Source organism: Pseudomonas sp. PS02302, assembly GCF_029959585.1.
Classification (GTDB): domain Bacteria; phylum Pseudomonadota; class Gammaproteobacteria; order Pseudomonadales; family Pseudomonadaceae; genus Chryseomonas; species Chryseomonas aestiva.
In genome coordinates, this window is record NZ_JASCON010000003.1 from 108591 (window position 1) to 130383 (window position 21793).

General features: G+C 60.0%; 28 protein-coding genes. 13 read left to right on the plus strand and 15 right to left on the minus strand.

The window, feature by feature from the left end; genetic code table 11:
* Positions 1–42 precede the first annotated feature (42 nt).
* The 11 genes from traA to mobH all read right to left on the minus strand — a co-directional run bounded on the left by traA (position 43) and on the right by mobH (position 11917).
* On the minus strand, positions 43–435 hold the full coding sequence (gene traA / locus QMX82_RS02215; protein WP_064306971.1) for a TraA family conjugative transfer protein: 393 nt from the start codon (positions 433–435) through the stop codon (positions 43–45).
* A 29-nt stretch (positions 436–464) separates the two neighbouring features.
* Positions 465–977 carry a type IV conjugative transfer system lipoprotein TraV gene (gene traV, locus QMX82_RS02220; RefSeq protein WP_064306970.1) on the minus strand — a complete coding sequence of 171 codons (513 nt, stop codon included), beginning with the start codon at positions 975–977 and terminating at the stop codon, positions 465–467.
* Positions 978–1071: 94 nt separating this feature from the next.
* Positions 1072–2433: a TrbI/VirB10 family protein gene (locus tag QMX82_RS02225; RefSeq protein WP_064306969.1), complete on the minus strand. Its 1362-nt coding sequence runs from the start codon at positions 2431–2433 to the stop codon at positions 1072–1074.
* A 10-nt stretch (positions 2434–2443) separates the two neighbouring features.
* Positions 2444–3640, minus strand: a complete 1197-nt coding sequence (locus QMX82_RS02230) for a TraK domain-containing protein (RefSeq protein WP_064306968.1) — start codon at positions 3638–3640, stop codon at positions 2444–2446.
* Positions 3630–4268 carry a TraE/TraK family type IV conjugative transfer system protein gene (locus QMX82_RS02235; RefSeq protein WP_064306967.1) on the minus strand — a complete coding sequence of 213 codons (639 nt, stop codon included), beginning with the start codon at positions 4266–4268 and terminating at the stop codon, positions 3630–3632. The genes QMX82_RS02230 and QMX82_RS02235 overlap by 11 nt, the downstream gene beginning before the upstream one ends.
* 7 nt (positions 4269–4275) lie before the next feature.
* Positions 4276–4557 carry a type IV conjugative transfer system protein TraL gene (traL, locus tag QMX82_RS02240; protein ID WP_064306966.1) on the minus strand — a complete coding sequence of 94 codons (282 nt, stop codon included), beginning with the start codon at positions 4555–4557 and terminating at the stop codon, positions 4276–4278.
* The gene (locus QMX82_RS02245; protein WP_064306965.1) at positions 4557–5366 is read right to left on the minus strand and encodes a DsbA family protein; all 810 of its coding nucleotides are present in this window, start codon (positions 5364–5366) and stop codon (positions 4557–4559) included. The genes traL and QMX82_RS02245 overlap by 1 nt, the downstream gene beginning before the upstream one ends.
* A 153-nt stretch (positions 5367–5519) precedes the next feature.
* Positions 5520–6161 carry a DUF4400 domain-containing protein gene (locus QMX82_RS02250; RefSeq protein WP_064306964.1) on the minus strand — a complete coding sequence of 214 codons (642 nt, stop codon included), beginning with the start codon at positions 6159–6161 and terminating at the stop codon, positions 5520–5522.
* Positions 6154–6603 (minus strand): hypothetical protein, encoded by a 450-nt coding sequence (locus QMX82_RS02255; RefSeq protein WP_143008589.1) that lies wholly within the window; start codon positions 6601–6603, stop codon positions 6154–6156. Before QMX82_RS02255 ends, QMX82_RS02250 begins: the two co-directional genes overlap by 8 nt.
* Positions 6600–8465 (minus strand): conjugative transfer system coupling protein TraD, encoded by a 1866-nt coding sequence (traD, locus tag QMX82_RS02260; protein ID WP_064306962.1) that lies wholly within the window; start codon positions 8463–8465, stop codon positions 6600–6602. Before traD ends, QMX82_RS02255 begins: the two co-directional genes overlap by 4 nt.
* Positions 8466–8470: 5 nt before the next feature.
* Positions 8471–11917: a MobH family relaxase gene (gene mobH / locus QMX82_RS02265; RefSeq protein ID WP_064306961.1), complete on the minus strand. Its 3447-nt coding sequence runs from the start codon at positions 11915–11917 to the stop codon at positions 8471–8473.
* A gap of 140 nt (positions 11918–12057) precedes the next feature.
* Between mobH and QMX82_RS02270 the strand changes: the two genes are divergently transcribed.
* Positions 12058–12417, plus strand: a complete 360-nt coding sequence (locus tag QMX82_RS02270; protein ID WP_064306960.1) for a hypothetical protein — start codon at positions 12058–12060, stop codon at positions 12415–12417.
* 35 nt (positions 12418–12452) lie between these two features.
* Here QMX82_RS02270 and QMX82_RS02275 read toward each other — a convergent pair whose 3' ends face one another.
* A complete protein-coding gene (locus QMX82_RS02275; protein WP_064306959.1) occupies positions 12453–12986 on the minus strand; it encodes a hypothetical protein in 534 nt (177 codons plus the stop codon).
* 176 nt (positions 12987–13162) lie between these two features.
* Between QMX82_RS02275 and QMX82_RS02280 the strand changes: the two genes are divergently transcribed.
* The gene (locus QMX82_RS02280) at positions 13163–13348 is read left to right on the plus strand and encodes a hypothetical protein (protein ID WP_064306958.1); all 186 of its coding nucleotides are present in this window, start codon (positions 13163–13165) and stop codon (positions 13346–13348) included.
* Positions 13348–14394, plus strand: a complete 1047-nt coding sequence (locus QMX82_RS02285) for a ParB/RepB/Spo0J family partition protein (protein ID WP_064306957.1) — start codon at positions 13348–13350, stop codon at positions 14392–14394. The genes QMX82_RS02280 and QMX82_RS02285 overlap by 1 nt, the downstream gene beginning before the upstream one ends.
* Before the next feature lie 31 nt (positions 14395–14425).
* Here QMX82_RS02285 and QMX82_RS25885 read toward each other — a convergent pair whose 3' ends face one another.
* A complete protein-coding gene (locus QMX82_RS25885; protein ID WP_064306956.1) occupies positions 14426–14923 on the minus strand; it encodes a PD-(D/E)XK nuclease family protein in 498 nt (165 codons plus the stop codon).
* Between the two features lie 328 nt (positions 14924–15251).
* Here QMX82_RS25885 and QMX82_RS02290 point away from each other — a divergent pair, with 328 nt between their 5' ends.
* From QMX82_RS02290 to QMX82_RS02325, 8 genes are all read left to right on the plus strand, one after another.
* A complete protein-coding gene (locus tag QMX82_RS02290; protein ID WP_064306955.1) occupies positions 15252–15923 on the plus strand; it encodes a site-specific integrase in 672 nt (223 codons plus the stop codon).
* A 75-nt stretch (positions 15924–15998) separates the two neighbouring features.
* Positions 15999–16253 carry an AbrB/MazE/SpoVT family DNA-binding domain-containing protein gene (locus tag QMX82_RS02295; RefSeq protein WP_064306954.1) on the plus strand — a complete coding sequence of 85 codons (255 nt, stop codon included), beginning with the start codon at positions 15999–16001 and terminating at the stop codon, positions 16251–16253.
* Positions 16250–16597, plus strand: coding sequence for a type II toxin-antitoxin system ChpB family toxin (locus tag QMX82_RS02300; protein WP_060501497.1), 348 nt, complete (start codon positions 16250–16252; stop codon positions 16595–16597). Before QMX82_RS02295 ends, QMX82_RS02300 begins: the two co-directional genes overlap by 4 nt.
* 196 nt (positions 16598–16793) lie before the next feature.
* Positions 16794–16976: a hypothetical protein gene (locus tag QMX82_RS02305; RefSeq protein WP_064306953.1), complete on the plus strand. Its 183-nt coding sequence runs from the start codon at positions 16794–16796 to the stop codon at positions 16974–16976.
* Positions 16977–16987: 11 nt separating this feature from the next.
* A complete protein-coding gene (locus QMX82_RS02310; protein WP_064306952.1) occupies positions 16988–17269 on the plus strand; it encodes a hypothetical protein in 282 nt (93 codons plus the stop codon).
* 108 nt (positions 17270–17377) lie between these two features.
* The gene (locus QMX82_RS02315; protein ID WP_064306951.1) at positions 17378–17653 is read left to right on the plus strand and encodes a hypothetical protein; all 276 of its coding nucleotides are present in this window, start codon (positions 17378–17380) and stop codon (positions 17651–17653) included.
* A gap of 268 nt (positions 17654–17921) precedes the next feature.
* Complete coding sequence (locus tag QMX82_RS02320; protein ID WP_064306949.1) at positions 17922–18374, plus strand: hypothetical protein; 453 nt, start codon at positions 17922–17924, stop codon at positions 18372–18374.
* Between the two features lie 9 nt (positions 18375–18383).
* Positions 18384–18797, plus strand: a complete 414-nt coding sequence (locus tag QMX82_RS02325; protein WP_064306948.1) for a hypothetical protein — start codon at positions 18384–18386, stop codon at positions 18795–18797.
* 40 nt (positions 18798–18837) lie between these two features.
* Here the strand turns inward: QMX82_RS02325 and QMX82_RS02330 are convergent, their stop codons facing one another.
* Positions 18838–19110 carry a hypothetical protein gene (locus QMX82_RS02330; RefSeq protein WP_064306947.1) on the minus strand — a complete coding sequence of 91 codons (273 nt, stop codon included), beginning with the start codon at positions 19108–19110 and terminating at the stop codon, positions 18838–18840.
* Positions 19111–19316: 206 nt separating this feature from the next.
* Here QMX82_RS02330 and QMX82_RS02335 point away from each other — a divergent pair, with 206 nt between their 5' ends.
* Positions 19317–19586: a hypothetical protein gene (locus QMX82_RS02335; RefSeq protein ID WP_143008588.1), complete on the plus strand. Its 270-nt coding sequence runs from the start codon at positions 19317–19319 to the stop codon at positions 19584–19586.
* Positions 19587–20233: 647 nt separating this feature from the next.
* Here QMX82_RS02335 and QMX82_RS02340 read toward each other — a convergent pair.
* Positions 20234–20779 carry a hypothetical protein gene (locus QMX82_RS02340; RefSeq protein ID WP_143008587.1) on the minus strand — a complete coding sequence of 182 codons (546 nt, stop codon included), beginning with the start codon at positions 20777–20779 and terminating at the stop codon, positions 20234–20236.
* Between the two features lie 220 nt (positions 20780–20999).
* Here QMX82_RS02340 and QMX82_RS02345 point away from each other — a divergent pair, with 220 nt between their 5' ends.
* Complete coding sequence (locus QMX82_RS02345) at positions 21000–21704, plus strand: hypothetical protein (RefSeq protein WP_282281062.1); 705 nt, start codon at positions 21000–21002, stop codon at positions 21702–21704.
* The last annotated feature ends 89 nt before the right edge of the window (positions 21705–21793 follow it).

The following is a 21793-nucleotide window of genomic DNA, read 5'->3' on the forward strand; positions in this document are numbered from 1 at the left end:
GGCATGCGCCGGCTATCAGAGGGGTGAGCCCTGGGCGGCTCCCTAGTTGATCTGCAGCAGCGGCGCTGCGCTGGTCACCATGTCATTGGCGGCCGGCAGGGTTGCCGACATGATCGATTCGATGATCTTCGGGGTGTTGTACAGGCCGACCCCGCCGCCGATACCGGTGGCGAACGCCATGATCGACTGACGCACGACGCCGCCAACGATGCCCACCAGCACCATGGCGCCGGCGACCACGCGGCCGAGGGTGCCCTGCATCCAGTCACTGATCGTGGTCCAGACGGCGTCGAAGTCGGTACCGCCGGTGCCTGCCATGGCGCTGGATGCGCCCACGACGAGCAGCAGGGCGACGCCGAACTTCACCAGGTCGCGTTGACGACGCGCGCGGTGGGCCGGGTTGCTCAAGGGTTTAGCCGGATTGCTCAGGCGCATGTTGTGTCTCCTTACGAGGGCTGGGGGGGTTACGAGGCGGGGATCGCCTTTTTGTGGGATTCAAGCGGACGCAGCGAAGGCGTCGGCCGCAGGGAGGGCGTACCGACTTCCCAACGGCGCGGTTCGATCTCGGTGTAAATGAAGCCAGGTACGTTCAGGTCGCCGGCTTGCGACTCCCAGGGCGCGACCCAGACCCGCATGACGGTGGCCTGGCTGCGGATCGGCACCGGATCACGCGCCGGGCGAGGCACGACGTAGCGCTCGCCGGCCGCTACTTCCGGCTGCACCGCCGGCGCCGGGGCGTGGCCGCCGTGCTTTTCGGCCTCGGCCTTCTGCGCATTCTTCTCGTCGACGATCTGCCGGAAGTTCTCGTTTTCGGTCAGTTGGTACACGTCACGCGCCGACATACAGGTCACGCCGTCGGGCATGCCCTTACAGCCGTAGTCGGACGAGCCGATCTGCAACATGGAGCAGCCGCTGATCATCGAGGTGAGCGCCGCCGCAGCGGCAAGGCCCAGGGCCTTACGCAGGTTCGTTTTCATGAGGTTGAGTATCCGTAGCGAGGGATGTTGGAAGGGGGTAATTCACCCCCTTCCAGGGCGTTCAATAGAAGGGAGCTGGGCGCTCCCGCTGGCTTCAGGTTTTGTTCTTGCTCAGCGTTTTCAGCTTGAGCTGCACACCCTTTTTGACGACGAAGTCGATCTCCCGGGCAGCGTCCACTTCGATGACCGGGTAGAGGTTCTCGGCCATCTCCAGGTAAAAGTCCGCGATGCGCTCGAGGGCTTTGCCGGTACCGCCGATCATGGCGCCCTGCATGGCCTGGGAGTTGAACGCCTGCTCATAAACGGGCGATACCGTCCGGCCATTCGTACCGCTGCCGCTGCTGGCGATGCTGATGCTCGGCACCTGGCGCACGCTGAATGCGTCCGAGACGCCCTGCATGAAGCCGGCCATCAGCGAGCGAGCCAAGATGGCGCCCTGCTTGGAGACCAGGCGCCCACGCACCCCGGCCTTGCCGTCCTCGCCAGAGGCATAGGCGTCCATACCGCTTTCGATGATCCCGCCGTCGTCACGTACGCAGGAGATCGTCTCGGCCCGCATGTAGGCGCGCTCCGAAGAAAGGTCGCCGAATGCGCTGGCAATGAGGAAGCACTCGCGGACGTCTGCGCGGAAGCGGTTCGGCAGTACGGCCTCCTTCTTCACCCGCAGCAGGACAGGGAAAGGATCTTTCCGTGCTCCGTTACCGGTGGGCGCGTCGATACCAGTGATGATCGCGCCGGAAAGGATGGCGCCGGCCGGCAGGTAGACGTCCTCTTCCTTGGCGTCGGCATCGGGATCTTCAGCAGGTGCCTCATCCCCGTAGGACATGATCTTCGGCGGCTCTTCCTTCTTGGGCGCTGCGCCCGGCTTCTCAGGCTCCTTTTCCGGCGCCGGAGCGTTGGCGAAGAAATTGCCCTGGTTGCGGTTCGGGTCCATCAGCGTACGGTCATACCGCTGGCGCTCCTGCGCCTGCGTCTGCTGCTGCGCAGCCTTGCGCTCCAGCTCGGCGGCCTTGTCAGGCGTCGGTGCCTTGGACTGCGCTTCCTGCAGCTGCTTGCTGAGGTCGCGGTTGTCCTGCTCGGCCTTCTGCTGAGCAGCCTGCGTTGCCTCAAGCTTTGCCGTCAGGTCCCCTATTTGCCCCTGAATCTCTTTGAGGCCCGCAGCGGTCGCTTGCTGGGCCTGGGTCCCATTCATGAGGTTCTTCAACGTCAGCTTGAGGTCGTTGAGCTCCTTGCTCTGCGCCCGCTGCTCGGCGTTGAGCGAATCCAACCCGACACCACGCGGATCCGCGTCAGTCAGTACGTTGGTGATCGTCGGCTTGGCGTTGGTCTTGCGCGGTCCCTCGCCACCCAGGCTGCTCAGGCCCCAGACGAACAACAGCACGCCTCCAATCGCCACACCGATGACGGTCCACTTCTTTTTCTGCGGGCTCAGGTTGGCCCATGTTTGCTTGATCATGGTGCCTTCCTCAGTTCAGCAGGCTCGGGCGGGACGAATCTTCCGCCGGCGCCTCGCCCACACGGGTGACGATGTAAACCTCGGTCTTTTCACCGGCCTCGAGCATGTTGCGCGGCCAGGCGGCGGCAGCCGCCAGCGAGGGATGGGTGCAGCTGGTCTCATCAAACATGATCGGCGCGCGGCCGTTGTTCTGGGCGACGCCCACCAGGACGCGGAAGTTGTGGCCCATGATCACCTGGGCCCGGCTGAAGTCGAAGTTCAGGCCCTGCTGATAGCAGGCGGGAAGCTTCTCGCCGCTCTGCAGCTTGGCCATCGAATAGCCCTTAGGGATACCGCCCAGGGCTAGGGCGCGCATGATGCCTTTGATGGTCTCCATGTAGGGCTGGCCCTCCTCCCACTTCTTGGCCTGCCCGCTGTAGCGCGATCCGTAACCGAAGCCACCGGCGCTGGACGCACTGGTGCTCCCAGGCACCTGGCCGATGATCAGATTGGCCTCGATGGGCGGCACCCTGCGAGGCGCGAGCGTCAAGCTGATGGCCACCGATTCGTCGTCCTTGGGGGTGATGTACATCGTCACCGGGCTCTCGCTACCGGTCGACACGTAGATCACGTTGCCCTTTTGCTTAATGGTTGCCTGAGAAGTGGTCTGGACAATCGGATTTTCGAACGGCGTGACGATGCGGTTCAGGTGATACAGCGCCGCAGGGATGATCGTGTTGACGCCTGGCTGCACCACCACATCCTGGCGCGAGCTCACCGGCGGCGCGGCGGCCTCGGGCGCGCCAGAGGTTTTGGCGACCGAGGCCGGGACCGCGGGAAGATCACGGCCGCCACCGGCGACATGAACCAGGTCGGTAGACGCCTTCGCGGGCGCTGCCTTGACCTGGTCCTGCTTCTGCTCGGTACTGGAGGCCACCGTTGGAGTGGATGCGGGTGCAGCGGGCGCAACAGCAGGCTGCGCGGCCGCGGCGCTCGGTAGCGTCTTCTGCTGCTGCTCAGCCAGAGCCTGGCGCGCCACCTGCTCGTCAGCTTCCTGCAGGCCGTAGTCGGCAGGGTCGACATCACGGCCGGGCACCGCGGGGATTTCCTGAGTGCGCGACTCGGCCACAGGGGTTTGCGGGATGTTGAGCTCACGAGCGTTGGCGATCGATGCTGAAGAAAACAGCGCGACGCCGATCAGCGTGAGGGTTTGGATATTAGTTTTCATTGCGCTGCTGCTCCAAACGCTTGCGAGTGTCTGCGGCCTTAGCCTCGCGGTTTCTAACTTCTTCGGTACGCGGCGCACCTTCATACACAGAGAGGTAGGCAATGACCGGCTTATAATTTTTGATCTTCAACTCAATCTCATAAGTCATATCGAGTTGCTTAGGCTGGCCGCTCGGGCCGGTCATCTTGGACTTGCCCACGATGAAGTACTTGGTCGCATCCTGCTTATCTTGCAGGACTTGGCGCGGCTCAAACTCCAGCGTCACCCGATCTTGGCGAATCTGGCGAACCTGGCTATCAATCTTGTTAAGCACGTCCTGATAAATATCGTTGGCAAGTAATGGCTCGAGCGTCGCCTTAATGATCTCGGCAGACTTTGGATTAACGTTGCCAAGTCGATCGGCAATGTAGAGTGCCCAAGCGCTGACGTAGCTATCCGATGCGCGGTCTTGATCGACCCAGGCACGCTCAGCAAGCGTCGGCGGCTGCATGTCAACGACGGTACTTTTGCGCAGCCAACCGATGACGGTCAGTACCTCCACCAGGATCAGAGCGACGATAATCTTGCGAAGAAAGGCGTTCTCCGACATGGTCCCGCGATAGGTGTTTTTGAATTTGCCGTACAGCATGGCGACCTCAGTTGAATTCGCGGATGAATGGATTAGGGATAGTGCGCGCCTTTGCACCGGAATATCCCGTGAACCAATAGATCATGTGCACCATAAAGCCATCGGGGTGATCATCGCGGTACTTTCGGTACCAACGAGTCAGCAAGAAGCCCGCTATCGTGCAGACCGCGGCATATCCAGTGAACATACCGAATACGAGACCGATCCCAATGGGAGCAACTTCATCTGCCTGCCAAAACAACAGGTGCGGCGGATCATCAACGTATTGGGGGATATCGATTGGCTGCATTATTGTGCGGCTCCATTGCCTTGAACGAGTTTCGCCATGGCGCGAAGAATGTCTTCGGGCCCCTTGGCGCCAGAAAGAACTACTTGTCTATTGCTCGGGTTATGGCGAACGATGGTGGTCGGTGTTTCCTTGATGCCCAGCTCTACCGCCTCACGGAAGTCCGCCTTCACCTTCTGCAGCGGCTCCTGGTTGTCGATGCAGCGCGAAAGGGCCGCGCCGTCCAGGCCGATGCTGGAGGCGATTACTGCGAGCGGCTTTTCGGTCCCGGTACCGTTACCTGCGGTCGAACTGAAGATGGCGCCGGCCATGCGGTAGAACGCATCGTTGCCACCCTGGGCCGCCGCGCACTCTGCGGCGAACGCCTCCCTGCGCGACGCCTCGCCATGGATCGGGACATGCTTGAACACCACGGCCGCGTTGCCCCGCGAACTGTCGACAACAGCCTTGGGTACTGCGAAATATTGCTTGCAGTAAGGGCACTCGAAGTCCGAGTACTCAATCAGGCTGAATTGAGCGGTGGCGTCGCCATAGCGACGGTCGCCGGTGATCGGAACGCTTTGGCTCTTGCTCGGTACCGCCGGTGCCGTGGGCACAGGCGTGGGCGCCGGGGCAGACTCTTCTCGGCGGCGAGAAAGGAGCGAATCGAGTTCGGTACGCGAGAATGCATACGGCTGGATCTTCGCGACCTGGTCGTTGAGCTGGTTGACCAGGTGTTGCTGATCACGAATCGCCCGGCCGCAGAAGACGGCGGCAGCGATAGCTAACGTGATCGCTACGCAGGAAAGGATGATGGGAAGTCTTGAGCTCATAGGGCACCTCAGCTGGTATAGCCATGGTGCTCAGGCACGAGGTTTGTGTGTGGGCAATCCACGCCGTCTACGGGATCGAACCCCTGGTGGTTGAGCGATAGAGCGGCAGTACGAAAATAGAAACGCCCGGCGGGTGCCGGGCGTTTGTCGGCGTCAAAGCCGTTTGGGCAGGTTGCCTATCAACAAGCTTGCAGCGATCGGAATGAGCAGGATGACCACGAGCGGAACGATCATTGGCGGAATCGGCAGCGGTGCGATAAACGACAGGCCTAGCGCCATGACCACCCACGAGATGATCCTCGAGCTGTAGGTGTTCAAAAACGGCGAGGAATGGGCGAAGGTGTAGCGCTTGATGTTCCAGGCCATGTACCCGCCGAGGATCGCCGGCAGCAGAATCACAAGCATGTAGGGCAGCCACATCATCAGCAGCAGGCTTCGATAGTAGATGTGGTAGCAGACCTTGAGGACAGCGTCGCCGCGGCCGGCGATGAACGTTCCCCACTGACTCTCGAGCTTTTCCCAGCCTGGCGTTTGTTTGCCCCCCAGGAAGAAATCACGCACCGTCGCATTCAGTCCGGACTCCAGATGGATCGTGCTGTACAGCCGTCCGGTATCTTCGATCAGCTGGTCGCTGGCGGCTTTGCCCATCAACGCCTCACCCCAGTCCTGCTCTTTCAGGATCGCAGCGTCGATGAATGCATTGGGAACGACGCACACGATGAGCAGGATCTCGATGCATACGAACGCGAGGGAGAGCCAGAACCCGGCCGGCATCCGCTCTTCGATGTCAGCCATGCTCGGCTCCTTGGATGCTGCGCCACACCAGCCCTATGGACGTGTCTGCCGGAAGAAGCATTGCTTCAAGCCGGGCCCTGACCGAGGCGCCACTCTCCTTCTCGACTTCAATGAGCAGGCTGTTCTGCATGTCGACCACCGCTGCGGTCGGCGCAGGTTCCCTTTCCAGCATTTCGGCCAGTCCATCGAGGAACGGATCCATGAAGGCAACCAGGCGCTCCTGGTCCGGCCGACCTAAAGCAGACTTGTAGGATCGAAGCGCCTCAGTAAGCAGGTCTCGACAGCAAGGCGCGCAGCTCTCTGATTCGACGACTTTGAACGCAGCCGGCACCACCTGGAGTGCTGTTGGCCAGTCGGCCTCCAAGAGATTGAGCAGGCCTTTGGTTCTGGTGTCGCTACCGAGCAGTCGAGATAAGGATTCAAAGCGGGTACGCATGATCAAGCGGCCTCTTTCGTAAGCAGGCGAGCACGCGCCACTGCCTTTTCAAAGTTCTTGGGTTTGGTGAGCACCGGAATGCGCCCTTTCTGGATCTGGCCGCCGGCGAGGATCGCGAGAAATTCGAGATCTGGCAGCTGGCCGAAGAGCTGCGCTGGAAACAGCTCGCCCTCCTCGTCCATCAGGCGCTCTCCGACGTTCAGAGAGTGCATGTGCGGGTCGTCCTTGGTGGAGTTGCCCTGGGTACGCATGACGTACTTGTAGTAGGTAGGCGGAATTTTCTCGGCGATGTACTTCTGGGTGTCCTGGTCGGTAATTCGCAGCGCGATCACATGGTTGGTATTGCCGAGGACCTGGCGCGCCTTCGCCGGTGACCCCATTCGCGCTTCGAAGTCAGCGATGGTCTGCGTGGCGACGTAGATACGCATGCCGGCACCGCGGCCCTTGTTCAGCAGCTGTACCAACTGGTCGTTGACGATCTCCGCCGCCTCGTCGCAGAAGATATTGACCGGAGCGGCCTTGAGCTCTTCGCCGCTTTTGAGGTTGTAGCGCTGTCCGGCGACGGCGGCCAAGTCAGCCAGGAAGATCGAACCGAGCGCGGACCCGACCATCGAGTCGGACAGGGAGTCGAGGCCCAGATACAGCACCTGGTTGTTCTCGATGATTGTCTTGGAGTCAGTGATCTCGCGGGTATCGCCGCTATCATCCTTCAGCGGCGAAAGGATCGGCCCCATGTGGCCTGCCGTGAGCATGTTGAGCACCGGCAGCAGCGTCGCGATCATCTTTCCGAAGTGATCCCGGTCATGCTCGAACATGGACAGGATGCCCTCCAGATCGGAATTCGGCTTAAGCGGCACGATTTCTCTGCGGTAGACCGTGATCAGCGCCTTTGCTTTGGCCTCGTCGGTTTTCGACTGGTTGGCAGCCGCGGCGGCGAACGCGTCGAAAGCCGGATGGACTGACTTGCCGTAAGCCGTGACCGCCTGGATGACCAGGGATGCAAGGCCACCCTCGAGCGCCCGGCGAATCTGGACCAGGGTTGGGAAGATGTCGCAGAACAGCATCGCCTGGATGACGTTGTTCACGGCCATCTGCGCGAATGCCTGGAACGGACCCTCACCATCAGTCAGCGCAGCGATGCGCGATGCCAGTTCGGTTGCACGACCAAAGTTCTGCGTCGGTGAGATACGCACGCAGGTATCTGGGAACGCCGGGTGGAAGTGCTTGTAGCGACTGACATCCCCGGCGAGCTCGCAGGCACGGCGCGCGTTCTCCGACATCTCCTTGTCGCCCTTCGGATCAAGGATGATCACCGACTCGCCACGCAAAATGGCCTGGCTGATCAGCAGGTCGAAGAGGCGGGTCTTTCCGCTACCGGTAGTGCCGACGATCAGCGTATGCAGGGAGGCAAGGGAATCCTTGTAGCCAATCGGCACATCGCGCTGAAGGGAGATGCCATGGATCCACGGCGAGCCCATAAATCCTTCCGGTACAGGCGGCATGAGCTTCGTGATGTCTCGCTTGAGCAGCTCGAATACCTGCTGACCTTCGCGTTGAGTCCATTTGAAGCCGACACCGATGTACATCTTGTCGCGATGCTTGAGCATCTGCTCGATGAGCTCGTCCTGCCCCATCAGCGTCGCCTGCTGCGCTCGCAACCCCTGGCGAATCCGGTGGAGGTGCAGGGCAGCAGGGACACGCCGAAGCGCAAAGCCGCCCATGATGCCGAGGGACAGGTAGAAGGGTTGAGCAGGCAGATTGGTGGTGAGGTGCACGGCACAGGTGCCCGCCATCCCCAACACCCAGCCGGCAATTTCGATGGCCTCGAAATTCGGCCGCCAGGGCATTTCGTACGTCCACTCACTCATCGGAATCACTCGGTCAGGTCAATGACGTGATTGTTTCCGATGAGCAAGTAGGGATAGTGCGCAATTAGCGCCCTTTTGAGGGTTGGTTCGTCGACCTGGAACGCCGTGCTCAGCTGAGTCAGGCGCCGCATCGATATCTGCACCAGGCGTTTACCCTCCTGTAGCTTGGACGGGCACCTGCGGATGACTTCCTCAGCCAGCGACCGGAGCATTGCCGATTCCCCCTCATCACGCGCCTGGAAGGCTGACTGCCGATACCGACCTAGAGTCAGCAGTTCCAAGATGGAACCGAGATAGGGTGAGAGGAGAAAGCCTTTACGGTGCAGACCGGTGAAAGTGCCGGTGAAGTCGTCGAACAGCCAGTTCGCGTCGAGCAAGGCGGACCGGTCCTCAGGGGTAAACGCCTCGGGACTATGCACACAGAACGGTTTGCCGTGCTGCTGCGCAAGAGATGCGTGGTTTTCGGGTATCGCATACCACCGTAGCTTTTGCGCAAGTGTCGGCCACAGGGCCAGATAGGCCTCGCTCTCAGCGGCGGATACCCGGCCCCCCAGAGTGGCAGCGTCATTGGCGACCACCGGTGAGTCCTTAACGCGCTTCGGCGGCTCTGCCGGCTCTTGCCGTCGGCGTGGCTGGCCAATAGTGATGGATCCTTGCTCTTGAGCACCGCTGCTGATCCGGATCGTATTGTTGGGCGCGACGGAGGTGGTAGGGACAGGCGCGGCGCGATCGGTCGATCCGCGCGAACCCGCCGGCTGATCCGTGGTTTTGCGTGTTGAGGCAGCCGGGGTTGATGACGTTACCTCAGCCCGCTCCTTGCCTCCTCGATGACGTGACTCCGGCTGTGCGTCTGCAGCCATGATCGTCGTAGAAGGCTCTCGCGCGGCCGATCGGCTCAGGCCAGGGCGGCCATTAGCTTGATGACGTGATGGTGCGTTCTGCTCCTTTGCTGCGCTCGCTCCGTAGTCGGTGGCCCTCTCGCGGGCCGCAGGCGCGTCCTCGCTCCTGAAGTCCTGTTCCACTAAGGCAATGCCGTTGTCGTTGGTAGCGAAAGAATCTTTCGTCACCGCAGCGCTGGGTGCCCGCAAGGCCCCTTGCAGGGGTGCGGCAAGGTGATCCGGATCCGGCTCCTCTTCTCCGCCCGGGGTTTCAGCTGGCGACACGAAAGATTCTTTCGCCGATGCATTCGCCTCTGGCGATTGCACCTTTCGAGGGGTGGTTTTGTGCGCGAAAGCATCGGCCACGACCCGCTCAGATTGGTTTCCGAAAGTCTCCCTAGCGATCTCCTTAGGTAGCTGCACCGCTAGCGGTGAGCCAGCTGGTACATCGCTCAGACCCGCGGCGGCGGCATTCTTGAGCAGGCGATCGAAGGAAAACTCATCGGCCGCGATAAGCTCATTGGGTATCGTCAAACCGGCCACCGCCGGCGAGGCAGCCTGGCGATCAGCGATTCGATCCTTGAAACGCACCAGGTCGAGCGGTGATACCTCTTCGACTGCTTGGCTCGTCTGCACTGGAGCGCCGGAACCTTGCAGCTGGCGGTCAGGAATGTCCATTCCGACCAACTGAAGGACTTCGTCATCGATGTCTCCATAGTCCGCCGCATAGACGCCGTCTCCGTAGCGGACGGCCGGCGCCTCATCCTGTGCAGGCCCAATCTTAGCGGGAGTGGCCTCTACCACCGCCCTGGCGGCCGAAGCGGTAGCCTGCAGGTCCGCTTGCGTTCCAGCTCGATCTGGGGAGCCGGCCATTTCGCGTTTTGCGTCCGTAGTCGAACTCGACGCGGATCGAGCTTGCTCAGCTGCCTCTTTTCCTTTCAGCTTCTTCCCCGTTGCGCTCACCTTTCCGCCTGGAGACTCGATACGCACGCCTGCAATTTGCAGATGCGGCTGTCCAGTGGAGTGACCGACATTGATCTTCAGGCCGCCTGAGGCAGCGGGCTCGAGGACAACCGCTGCCTTCGGCGCTACCTGGTTTTTCTGCGCAACGTCCGCCTTCTTGGCCGGCACAATCTCCGGCGTTTTAGCGGGACTGACATTTGCCTTGGGAGCAGCGGCAGGAGCTGCAGCGCTTCCTTGCATCGGTGAGTCGGCGCCGACCTGATGGGAATCATCCTCCTGCACCGGACCCAGAACTGCACCAGCACCGGTCTGTCCCGGGAACTCATACCTGATCTCACTGGGCGCCGCTCCCACGGTGCCGGCGGTCGATGCGGGAATGCCATCGAAGCGGAACAGCGCTTCAGGATTCGTGAGCTTGATGCACTTCAAGACGATGGGCTTGTCGCGGCCGACGTTGATCTTGTCGACTTTGACGGGCCAGTAAATCGAGCCGTCTGCCGCCGCCTCGACGACCTTGTGATCAAGCAGAATGCCACCTAGAACGTCGGCACTGCGAGGGATGGCCTTTACGCCCTGCGTCTGCAGATACTCAGCGATCTCAGTGGACGCCTGAGGCCAAACGACGAAGACGTGGCCGCCCAACACCCATACCCGGTGACCAGGTTCGTTCACGAGCCAATCCTTCTGGCCCAGGAAGTGAATCATGGTGTCCAGGACGAAGGCGGGAATGGGTACGCCGGTGCCCATGCCGAACTGACGTGATGCGTCGCCGCCGTGCTTCTGCATATCCAACTCGACGGATTTCGAGTCTGCGCCAGCGACGATGGTAGCGAGCCGTTTGCTATCGTCGCGGCCGGACATGGCATTGACCATTTCGCTGTAGATGTCCGGCCCGCTCTCGCGCAACCAAACGAGCAGCTCCTGGGGAAGGAACCGTGCGATTAGGGTGGCCGATAGGTCCCGGTGGACGTCATGCCTATCCGGGTTCCAGGTCAGGTAGTAGCGATCAATTCCGTTCGCCTGTGCCCAGGCGGGTATAGGTGGGCCCATCGGATCCCAGCGGCGATCGCCACGTTCGTCAGCGACGACGACGTCACTGAGCACTTTCCCAAGATCGTGCATCAGCGCCGCGATGACCGCCGCCACGTACCAGCGGTTCTCCCGCACGAGGCGCTGAGCGGGAAAAAGCGAGTAATCGAAAGCAGTGCACTTGCAGCTGTTGAAGGCGAACATCGCCACCTCAAGCGAATGGGCAAGCAAGCCGCCCGGGCCTCGGTGGTGATGAGATTGCGAAGCCGGCAGCAGGTGGACGAAGTCCGCGAACGATTCAAATACGGGAAGAAGCATCCGATCGAAGCTACCGGCGGGCATGCGAACGCCGCTGGCGAGTTTCTGCATTGTCGCCCTGTGGGGCTTGAGGAGCTGGGCGCCCGGTATTCTGGCTGGCCATCCTCGTTGGAACGGCGGGTACCGTAGCAGCGCCTCATCGCCGGCCTGGATGAACTGCTGGATCTCCGGAGCGCTGACATCCAGCTCCTGGATGTCGCGGATGCTAAGCAGCGGCTGAGCGGCAATCGCCTTAGGCGCGAAAAGTCTTTTCCAAAAACGCATGATGATCTCCGGTCTGAAGGCATCATGCGGCCGAGCTTCGCTGTCGAGTTGCCAATTGCAGCCCATTGACGGCGCGGATAGCAGGCCAAGGCCAGTCAGCGTTCCAATAGGCTCAAGGCTCAGTCAGCATGAGTCTTGCCATGAACGATCGCACCAGAGCTTCCGCCCGACGTCGCCGCGCCTCAACCCTCGACGACGACTCACTCCGCGCGGCCCATCAGAGCATTGCCGCCGGCACCCAAACCCTTGGGGACATCGCTGATTTGGTCAAGGTAACCCATAGCAGGTCGCCTTCGCGCACCACGGATCGACCCGGCGAAGCGCCAGTAGCTGCACTTGGTACCAAAGGCCTTAATTCGGTGCTATCGAACCTCCAGCAGGTGCTTGGAATCTCGCCAACGCTGCTGACAATCGCTGCCGCCGGGAGCATAGCGCTTGGGGTGATGATCGGGGTGTGGAGCTACGGCACCCCTCTCTATACGTTCTTCTTCAGCCGATAGCCGGGAATCTCCCGGCCAGACGCAGTACCTAGGCGCTATTTGCCGCGCATGCATTTTCCACGCAATGACGGCGGCACTCCGTGGGGCCCACCCTTAGCTACCAGCTCCCACTCTCGCTCGGTAAGCGCCATACCGGCGCCGGCGCAGAATTTCCGGTAGGCAACCAGATATTCTGCCTCGGTCGCCGGGGAGACAGGCTTAGAGATGGGCGTAGAGGGTGGCGGCACGACGGTAAGCGCCTGGTCGATCGCCCGGTTCACACCGCTGTTGACGGCAGTGACCAGCACGCTGCTGCCCGTACCAGTCGCCTGGTTGGGGTTCTGCAGCGCGAGATAATTGCCATGGGTGGTCATGACCATCTCTTCGCTGCCCATCACATGCTGATAGGCCGGCTTACGCAGCGCCGCGCCACCGCGCCCGTCGTGCCCCCAGCTGCTATAGAACTCGTGGGCGAGACGGACCGGAACGTAGGTGGTCGGCAGCGGCTGTACACCTTCAGTCTTCGACTGGCTCGTGCAGGAAGCCGCGAGGGCGGCGAACGCTGCGAAGACGATTTTCGAGAAACGCATCGGGACTCTCCCTGAACAGTTCAGGAGAGCCTAAATACCCAGGTGCCTGGGTAGGCTCGAGTTCACGCCCAAAAAGGGCGGGATTGGCAGCTTGCATTCCAACAATGCGGGATAGGGTATGCGGGTAGATACAGAGTGAGATCGGAAAATTGAAGAGTACGCGCGCGGACGCTGGGATGTTCCTGTTGGGCTTTGCGGCGGTGGCCATACCAGGCACCTGTTACCTGCTCAGCCTGCCCTATGGCGACAATGATTCCACCGTCGCGACAGTGATCGTCGCTCAATTTATCTCCGGTTTCGTTTTCCAATATGCCTATCGCCAGATCAAAGCACGGCGCGCTGCACGCACGGGGAGCAAGTGATGACCTATCTCGAGGAAGAGTTTGAACCGGCGGATCCGGGTATCGAAAACTTGGAAAGTTTCTGCGAAAAAATCGAAGCAGAGACGCCCAACGCGGTGGGATCGACCCAGCTGAAATGGCTGGATCCGGCCCTGATCGAGGAGGAGCCAGGCTTTGCTCTCCGGAATTACGAGGAGCCGCGGGTTCAGGCGCACATCGCCAAGCTGGTCAAGGCGTGGCACGCGTGCAAGCAGATGGAGCCGATCAGGGTAGAGGTAAAAGGGGGCCGCTGCTTCCTGCGAAAAGGCGGCTGCCGACTGCGCGCTGCGCTTATCGCAAGAGAACAGGGCGCGATGATCAGGCGTGTCGCGGTGATCGAAGTTCGCGAACGCGGAGCCCGATCGACGGTGCACCTGCTCAACTCCGATGACCATCTCAGCCTGACACCCATCGAGCGTGCGCAAGGCTATCAACGGCTGCTGGACGAACGCTGGTCCACCGCGGAGGTAGCCACCGAAATCGGCAAGACCGCGGTTCATGTGCGAGACGCCGTCGCCCTGCTTCGTATGCCTAGCGCGGTGCAGCGAATGATTGCGGATCGGGTAGTGAAGCCTCACCTCGCCCTCGACGTCTGGCGCCGGTACGGTGAGCAAACCGAAGAAGTACTGCTGCAGGCGCAGGAGCGCGCGCGCCTCGAATGGCAGGCGTTAATCGAGGCCGATAGTGCGACAAAGCCAGCAGCCAAGACCGTGCAAACACCTGCCGCTGCGCCCGAAATCCCTATCACCAGTCGCCACCTGCAGGTGCCAACCCGTCGGTTTGGTAAGAAGTTCGTCACTGAACTCACGCATCACATCGCGGGGCTGGCCCAGCAGTTTCGCGCGAATGCCGTGCCAGACCCGCAGAATGACCGCGTTGCCCTTCATCTATCCACGGCCGAGTACCAGGCGTTCCTGGAGTTGTCTGCCCAGGCTGCGGCCCATCTGTCCCAGCCAGGTACGGAAAGTGGCAATGAGCTGATAGCAGTGGCCGGCGGCAAGCCTGCAGCTCAAGCCGCCGCCCACTGAGCATCCGCGATACGAACGAGCTGCACAGCGGTTAGGCTGAGCTACCTAGCCCCTTTCCCCTCGGACACTGGGTTTTCTTGCTGCACCCCGCGCATACCGGAGGCTGAGGGCAAGTAGGCCTGGCTGCTAGACCTTCGCGACGCAGCATCCAATACCGATTCCACAGCGCGATGACCTCCCGCGTCGAAAGCAGGCTGACCTCAATGTAGGTTGTGCCGTGAGGCGTGACGCACCGGATAAAGGCGGTACTGGCGACAGGATAGTTCTGCCCTGCGAATACGCTCGCTTGCCGCGCAAGGATCGTGGCGTAGACGCTCAGCTGAACCACGTCTTTGGCGAAAACGCGAGCCTGCTTGCGCCGCTTCGTGTCTACCAGGATCAACCAGCCGCGGGCGAGGAATACCTGGTCGACCTGCCCGTGGAGCGGTACGGGTACATCGGTGGCGATTTTGCGCTCCGACAGTAATAGCTGCGCACCCTGCAAGAGGGGCGGAAGAGGCTCTCGCCAGCCTCCCTGAATAGCTGCCATTTTTCAACCCTCATAGCGTTCATTTCCAGGGTATAGGCATATTTGAAAATGCAACTACCTCCGATAACGCCAGGTGTCGGTTGCCGAAATAAATGCGACACAGCACTCGCGAAGTTCTAAATCTGCGGCACTCGGTTTTCGAAATAGCTGCGACTGTCCGCGACAATTAATGCGGCCGGACTAGGTTTTACTGGCAATAGCTGCGACTGCCTACGACATTTTCCGTGAACACTGCGAAATCGGTAGTGATAGGCTTCCTAGGAGGCCTATTGCCGACTCTCTAAGGATCGATCCCGATCCGCGTTCAATCCCAACAGAGAGTCCTGCCATGAATCCCCGTCGTGCTGCATCCCTTCGCCCTGGACAGTTCAAACATTTGGTACGAGTAGCGTCCGTATCTGGCCGTATGCCAGAGCGTGACGTGTTGCTGGTCTGGATCACCCACACCACAGGCGTGAGGGTCACCGAGCTGGCCCAGCTGGAGGTCGCCGACGTGCTCTTTCCAAGCGGGGCTGTCCGGCCCGAACTGTACTTGCGACCCTCGATCACGAAGGGCTGCCGTGCGCGCAAAGTGTACCTGACGCATCCCCGGTGCCTGGTCGCTCTGGAGCAATGGCTTGCGCTGCGCCAAAGGCGCCGCTGGGGACTTTCGGGTGCCGCCGAATATCGAGGGTTACGCCCTGATTCGAAACTGATTCTTACCCACAAGGGTCAGGCATTTGAACTGGCGTTCAAGCATCGGATCTTGGAAGGCGGGGCGGAGGTGTACCGGGCCTGTGACGCGCTGCAACAGACGTTCAGCCGCATCTACCGGCAAGCGGGTATCAAGCATGATTCATCGCACAGCGTTCGGCGCACGCTGGCCGCCACGGTGCTGGCTGCGACTGGCGATGTGGACATTGTTCAAACGATTCTCGGGCATGCCCAGCTCGACCACAGCAAGCCTTACCTGGCGATAAATGCGGACACTATACGGCGAGCCTTTGAAGTAGCTTTGTAGAAACTATGTTTCTACATTGGTGCTTGCGCATAGAGTGGCAAGTATCTACAATGGCTATACATTACGGAGGTGCTTATGGAAGTCAAAGTTCAGCAGTGGGGCAACAGTGCGGCGATTCGTCTGCCGGCTACCGTGCTCAAGCTCATGAAGTTGGTCAGCGGCGACGTTCTGAAATTGGACGTGTCTGCCGAGGTTATGACGCTCAAGCCGGCGAAAGCCAAGCCGCGTTATCAGTTGGCGGACCTGATGCAGCAGTGCGACTTGTCCGCGCCGGAGCCGGCAGAGCTTGCGGGTTGGAATGCCATGAAGCCGGTAGGTCGTGAAGCGTGAAGCGAGCCAAATTCAACCGTGGCGACATTGTGCGGGTGAACCTGAACCCCACCGAGGGGCGAGAGCAGCAGGGCGATTTTCGCCCAGCGTTGGTACTGACTCCAGCGGCCTACAACGCCACCGGGCTGGCAGTGATCGCACCGATCACCCAAGGGGGCGACTTCGCCCGGTACGCCGGTTTCGCCGTGACCTTGAGCGGAAGCGGCACCGAAACTCAAGGTGTGGTGCTGTGCAACCAGATTCGCACGGTTGACCTTGAGGCTCGCGGCGCCAAGCGCGTGGAGGCGGTGCCCGAGGTCGTAATGGACGAAGTGCTGGCCCGTGTGCAGGCACTCTTTGAGTAAGGAAAACGAAATGAACGCAGAGATGCTCAGCGCTTGGGATCGTTTGAACAATGCGATCAAGGCGCTTCTGGTAGCGCAGCCGGCTGGGATGAGTTCCGCAGCCGCGGAGCTAGCCAGCGCCCGCCTCGCATACGAAGCGCTAGTTCAAGCCGCCGCTCTGTCTCAGATCAAGTAGGAAAATGGATAGGAAATCTGGATGGCCATATTCGACGAAGTGCGGAGTCAGCTCCAGGAGCTATTGAATCTTGTGATCCAAGACGAGCAATACACCGCGGCCGTCGCTCATGGGGTGATCCAGGCAGACCAGGTTACTGCCGATGCACATCACCGGCGGGCTACTCGCATCAACGAGCTGAAGCGACATTTCGGGCTGAAATGAAGGAGACAGCCATGCCCATCCATAGCCAGTACGAACCGTTCGCCGAGATCATCCGACTCGCCCTGGCCGAGCGCCGGGCATCACGAGAGAATCTTGAGCGGCACCCGGAGCACAAAGTGCCTCGTTACGCTGTACGCATGTGCGAGCAGTTGACCCGGGCCATCCATAGCGCCGGCAATCACAGCGTGACGCTGGCCGAGGTGGTTCGTCTGGAGACCAGCTGCACAGGAGCTGACTACCATTGCAAACTCGCGCTGCGGGCCAGTCGCCTCGCGCACAGCGCCGCTGCTTAGGAAAGACGAGCATAGGCGAACGTAGCGACTTCGGGATATCTGATTGTCAGCTTAGGCACTTGTGCCTAATTCTTGAATAGGCACAAGTGCCTAAACGAATGGAGCACCATGGATAACCGTGCCCGCTTCCGGTTGCTGCTGGAACAGCATTCAATCACACAAGACAAGGCCGCAGAACTGGTGGCGTTCGCTACTAAACGGCCATGCTCGGTGCGCGCCGTGAGGTCGTGGGTGGCAAAGGAAGACGCGAAGTCGAAAAGGCCATGCCCCGATTGGGCACTGGCGGCGCTGGATAGAACCATCACTGCCATCCAGAAATACAACGCCCAGCGCGAAGCGGAAGAGTTGGCTAAAGCAAATGCCAGCGCCGCCGGCCACGAATAGGAAAAACAACGATGGTAACGGAGGTGCTGAATGGCTGGAAACTCTCAACTTGAGGTGACCCTTCAGCGTGCCCAAGAGCGGGTAGGGCGTGTCGTAGGTGCGTTGACCGAGCGGGATGCTGACCACTTCGAGTCCGAGGCAATGGGGTATCTGTCCGCCCTTCGCGACGAGCAGCTGCTACCAGATGGTCACATTGACCGCCTGATGATCGACCTGCAGCGCGCTCGGCAGGCATGGCGTAAGCGTGCCTAACTCATAGGAAACCACGATGAAAAATACTCCAGTAGGTACATTCGTCATTGGCGCGGAGTCGCGATCCAGTGGCAAAGGCAAAAGCCCTTTGAGTGATGCTCAGGCGAAGGCAGAGGTCATGCTTTCCGAATACCGGCATGCTTTGAATGACGGCCTAGGCGCAGCCGAGGGTGAAGCGTTCGAACTCGCGTGCCTGCACTATCTTGGCGACCACAAAAATGTGGGAGTTGCATGGATGGTTTCGCAGCAACGCATCTATCTGCTTTTTGGCGGTGCAGATCGACCCGAACCCGAGTACGAGCCGACTTGGTTGCTGGACATGGCCAAAGAGCTAACCCTGTTCCTTCGCACGTTCGTAGTGCCGGATCAAAAATCGGCCGGGACAACGTTTTGGGGTGGTGTGAATCATGGGCCGATTGTCTCCTATCGGTTCAAGCTTGCCGACTCGCCTGCAAGCCTCAACGTCTAGGAAATCACTATGTTCATTGCATCACCAGAAACAGCGCTGCGTTTTGCTCAGAAAGAGGATGGCAAGCTCGAAGACGGGCTTCACTACTGGTTCCGCATGCAGCGCGAAGGCGTAGCTGACTATCTCAAGAACCGTGACGCGCAACCGTCTGAAAGCCAACTCTGCTCTGCTGCTGAATTTCTTGCGGAAACCACAGGCCTTGTTTGGTCTGTAGCGCAGGTCAGTGAGGTGCTGAGCCTTTACCCGCGGGCACGGATCAGTCTTGCTGTTAATGGCGAGGCTGGCGATGCGCTCTCTTTTGCCGCAGCACATTTCTTCCTTGGTACATCATGGCCGACCTTTGGCGACAAAGTAGACATAACTGCGTTCGTTAATCTGCTCCAGCAGCAGGCGCTGCTCATGGGCTACTTGAAAGCCAACTGATCACGGAAACCGCCTGCCCCATCAGCCCGCCCAGTGCGGGCTAAGCCCGTAAAGAGAGACGCTTTTTGCTCCCCAGGATCGACAGGAACAGGCCGTGGCAGAAGCAAGAATTGTAATCGAAGGTACTGCACTCACTGACGCGCAGGCGATGACTGTACGACTCGCGCTTGATGCATTTCGTGAACGTCAGCAGCACGAAGGGCTTGGCGACGATGATCGCGGTCGCGCCATGTCGTCGGCCTACGCAAAGTGCGCTGACGAAGTGCTCACCTTGATCCATCAGAAGTTGTAGGAATTCGCCCGGCTGTTGCATGCCGGCGCGCAACACCACGCAACAGGAAAAAGAACCATGACCTTCAGCACATTTGGAATCCGTCAGCCTTTCCCATCCTCGTAGTCGCATCTATTTCCAAAATTCCCGCAATAATTTGGGAAACCGACACCAGGGTCTAGTTGCGCCGCTTGCGTTTTACCATCCGCTGATAGACTGACCTCCTACCAAGTAGCGCGAGCACGCTCATGAGCAGCAATCACACCGTGAAAAAGGCTAGGGCTTCTGTGTCCGCAACGGATCTGGCAAAACTTGGCTATTGCGAATTGATGATCCTGCTGGGGCCGGGCATGGACGATTCGGATCAGGCTAATCAAAAGATCGCAGCGGGGAACCAGGAGCATGAACGGTTCCACCTTCGTGCAGTGCTCAATGCGGGTAGCAAAGAGGAATACGAGCGTCTCTGCCAAACACTGGCGAGTCGAACATCCGCTAAAAGGAATCGGCCTACCCGCTAACAGATTCGCCTGCGAAGCGACGTAATACCGGAGGCACTGCACTACGACGTATTTGGAGCCTATGAAATGGGCCACCGTGAATCACTGGCTCGGAGCTATCAAGCTCCAGTGCGACTTTAGAGCCGGCTTTTACCCAGGAGCGCAAAGGGCCAATCGCGGACTCGATAGAGTAAACGCTGCCGTCTAAGGAGGCAGACGCCTGCACGTAAGATGACTGGTGCCACCGGCCGGGCAGACCCGTGACAACGCCCAAAACTATCCCGCTGGCATTTGGGATGATAAAGCCCTGCCCCCTGTACCGTGGGTATAGGCCGCTCACGTAATCGAACGTCCAGCAGCTGCCGAGGTGCCTCTCGCTCAATGGCTGTTTTGACAGGATCTCGATGATGAGGTCGGCGCTGCTGTCATAGTCATCGGCCGGAGAGTGCCACGCAGCGCTGCACAAGGCTTGGTAACCTCTTCTATTGGCGGGTGTGTCCAAATATCGCCCGATGCAGAAGATCGTGGTGGCGATAGTCGCGACCAGCGCAAAAAGTATCGCAAGCCCTCCAACCAATACTAGGCCAGGAGCGGGGACAGGGCTCAGCTTTATCCAGGCGACGCAGGATGCTCCCAAAAGGCCAATGGTTATGACTGGCCGCATCGCTTTACTTATATCCGCAAATATTCGGATCAACATATCCATCGGATTTCCCTTTGTGCGTTACATACCAGCGAACACCATCTTGATAGGCGGGCGCGAGATCCTTACCCTGACCTATCATCTTTACTACACCTGCTGCCATTAGGGCCTGCGGTGTTGGAGCATCGTAGAGTGCTACCTTCACCCACTTAGCAGCCTTTTGGAGCGCAGGATCATCTTGCGACGCCTTGAGTATCACCACCGCTAAATCAGCGGCGGCTTGGTAGTTACCCCCATACACTGCCAACATTAGAAAGGCCTTCCCGCGCGCTGGATCTTCTTCAAACCAGCCGTTGCCCGACAGATACATCCGAGCCAACGTTACCGCCGCGACAGCGTCGCCATTACACGCGCGATCACGAAAACGAGCGGCCTCTAAAGCATCAGCGTCCTCGCTATAGGATCGGTGATCCTGCAGCTCGAAGCCGGTGTTGTGACTGGTTGGAGCGGCATGGGCGCCTGAATGAGTCGGGACAAAACCGAGGGCCAACACCCATAGGCGCAGGGCCACATGTGAAGTGCCACCGAGACGCCGGACGGTGCCAGTAAAGCGCCTCGCTACGCCTGACCTGATAAATCCTCGCATAGCGTCACTGGCCCTAGGGAAAACCAAATCCTACCCCAGCGCCCTCACGCGTCTTTCGCGATTCACGCCTGCAACGGGGTGGAACTCGGCGCCTTGACGGCCGGGTAGCCCATAGCATTCCTGAACCTACGAAGGAGATGCAGCGATGGCGTTTGAGTGGACACCCGAGCAATTGGCTTTCCATGAGTGCAAGGCGCCGCGCATACGCGTGAAAGCCTTTGCTGGGGCCTCCAAGACGACTTCGCTCGAGGGCTATACCAAGCGGTATCCCCGGTTGAGATTTCTGTACGTCGCCTACAACAGGAGCATTGCAGACGAGGGCAAGGCACGATTTCCGTCCAATGTGAAATGCATGACCTCCCATCAGCTGGCCTTCAAGGCAGTAGGCCGGCGTTTTCAGCACAAGCTCGGTGCCTCGCTGCGCCCGGCAGACATGCGCGCCGTACTGGGCACCAGTGACTGGGCCTTCATCAACGCGGTCATCGCTACGGTCAATGCGTACCTTTGCAGTGACCGGGAGGACTTCCACGAGGACCACCTGCCGCTTTTTAACGGACGACCTATTGTCGAGATGCCGCCGGCGTTCATCGCCGAGGTGTTCCTGCAGGCCAGGGAGGTCTGGCGACGCATGATCGATCCGGAGGATACGACCGTGCCGCACCTGCACGACGCCTACCTCAAGCTCTACTACCTGAGCAAACCGGACCTGGGGGACCGCTTCGATGTCATCCTTGCGGATGAGGCACAGGATCTGAACGGCATAACGCTCGGGCTCATCAAGAATCAGTCGTGCCGGGTGATATTCGTCGGAGTGAACCGCCCCGGGTTTCGTGGAGGCTGGTTGGTTTAAGTTCAAGCCGCTCGCTTTTCAGTGCTTTCGAGTAGCTGCCAGTAGTTTGCCTCAGCTTCTGCCGGAGGTATATATCCAATGGGTTCGAG

Bases quoted from the DNA above. Each gene is read 5' to 3' on its own strand.
- traA (WP_064306971.1), bottom strand. From the start codon at position 435: ATGCGCCTGAGCAATCCGGCTAAACCCTTGAGCAACCCGGCCCACCGC.
- traV (WP_064306970.1), bottom strand. From the start codon at position 977: ATGAAAACGAACCTGCGTAAGGCCCTGGGCCTTGCCGCTGCGGCGGCG.
- QMX82_RS02225 (WP_064306969.1), bottom strand. From the start codon at position 2,433: ATGATCAAGCAAACATGGGCCAACCTGAGCCCGCAGAAAAAGAAGTGG.
- QMX82_RS02230 (WP_064306968.1), bottom strand. From the start codon at position 3,640: ATGAAAACTAATATCCAAACCCTCACGCTGATCGGCGTCGCGCTGTTT.
- QMX82_RS02235 (WP_064306967.1), bottom strand. From the start codon at position 4,268: ATGCTGTACGGCAAATTCAAAAACACCTATCGCGGGACCATGTCGGAG.
- traL (WP_064306966.1), bottom strand. From the start codon at position 4,557: ATGCAGCCAATCGATATCCCCCAATACGTTGATGATCCGCCGCACCTG.
- QMX82_RS02245 (WP_064306965.1), bottom strand. From the start codon at position 5,366: ATGAGCTCAAGACTTCCCATCATCCTTTCCTGCGTAGCGATCACGTTA.
- QMX82_RS02250 (WP_064306964.1), bottom strand. From the start codon at position 6,161: ATGGCTGACATCGAAGAGCGGATGCCGGCCGGGTTCTGGCTCTCCCTC.
- traD (WP_064306962.1), bottom strand. From the start codon at position 8,465: ATGAGTGAGTGGACGTACGAAATGCCCTGGCGGCCGAATTTCGAGGCC.
- mobH (WP_064306961.1), bottom strand. From the start codon at position 11,917: ATGCGTTTTTGGAAAAGACTTTTCGCGCCTAAGGCGATTGCCGCTCAG.
- QMX82_RS02270 (WP_064306960.1), top strand. From the start codon at position 12,058: ATGAACGATCGCACCAGAGCTTCCGCCCGACGTCGCCGCGCCTCAACC.
- QMX82_RS02275 (WP_064306959.1), bottom strand. From the start codon at position 12,986: ATGCGTTTCTCGAAAATCGTCTTCGCAGCGTTCGCCGCCCTCGCGGCT.
- QMX82_RS02280 (WP_064306958.1), top strand. From the start codon at position 13,163: ATGTTCCTGTTGGGCTTTGCGGCGGTGGCCATACCAGGCACCTGTTAC.
- QMX82_RS02285 (WP_064306957.1), top strand. From the start codon at position 13,348: ATGACCTATCTCGAGGAAGAGTTTGAACCGGCGGATCCGGGTATCGAA.
- QMX82_RS25885 (WP_064306956.1), bottom strand. From the start codon at position 14,923: ATGGCAGCTATTCAGGGAGGCTGGCGAGAGCCTCTTCCGCCCCTCTTG.
- QMX82_RS02290 (WP_064306955.1), top strand. From the start codon at position 15,252: ATGAATCCCCGTCGTGCTGCATCCCTTCGCCCTGGACAGTTCAAACAT.
- QMX82_RS02295 (WP_064306954.1), top strand. From the start codon at position 15,999: ATGGAAGTCAAAGTTCAGCAGTGGGGCAACAGTGCGGCGATTCGTCTG.
- QMX82_RS02305 (WP_064306953.1), top strand. From the start codon at position 16,794: ATGGCCATATTCGACGAAGTGCGGAGTCAGCTCCAGGAGCTATTGAAT.
- QMX82_RS02310 (WP_064306952.1), top strand. From the start codon at position 16,988: ATGCCCATCCATAGCCAGTACGAACCGTTCGCCGAGATCATCCGACTC.
- QMX82_RS02315 (WP_064306951.1), top strand. From the start codon at position 17,378: ATGGATAACCGTGCCCGCTTCCGGTTGCTGCTGGAACAGCATTCAATC.
- QMX82_RS02320 (WP_064306949.1), top strand. From the start codon at position 17,922: ATGAAAAATACTCCAGTAGGTACATTCGTCATTGGCGCGGAGTCGCGA.
- QMX82_RS02325 (WP_064306948.1), top strand. From the start codon at position 18,384: ATGTTCATTGCATCACCAGAAACAGCGCTGCGTTTTGCTCAGAAAGAG.
- QMX82_RS02330 (WP_064306947.1), bottom strand. From the start codon at position 19,110: ATGCAACAGCCGGGCGAATTCCTACAACTTCTGATGGATCAAGGTGAG.
- QMX82_RS02335 (WP_143008588.1), top strand. From the start codon at position 19,317: ATGAGCAGCAATCACACCGTGAAAAAGGCTAGGGCTTCTGTGTCCGCA.
- QMX82_RS02345 (WP_282281062.1), top strand. From the start codon at position 21,000: ATGGCGTTTGAGTGGACACCCGAGCAATTGGCTTTCCATGAGTGCAAG.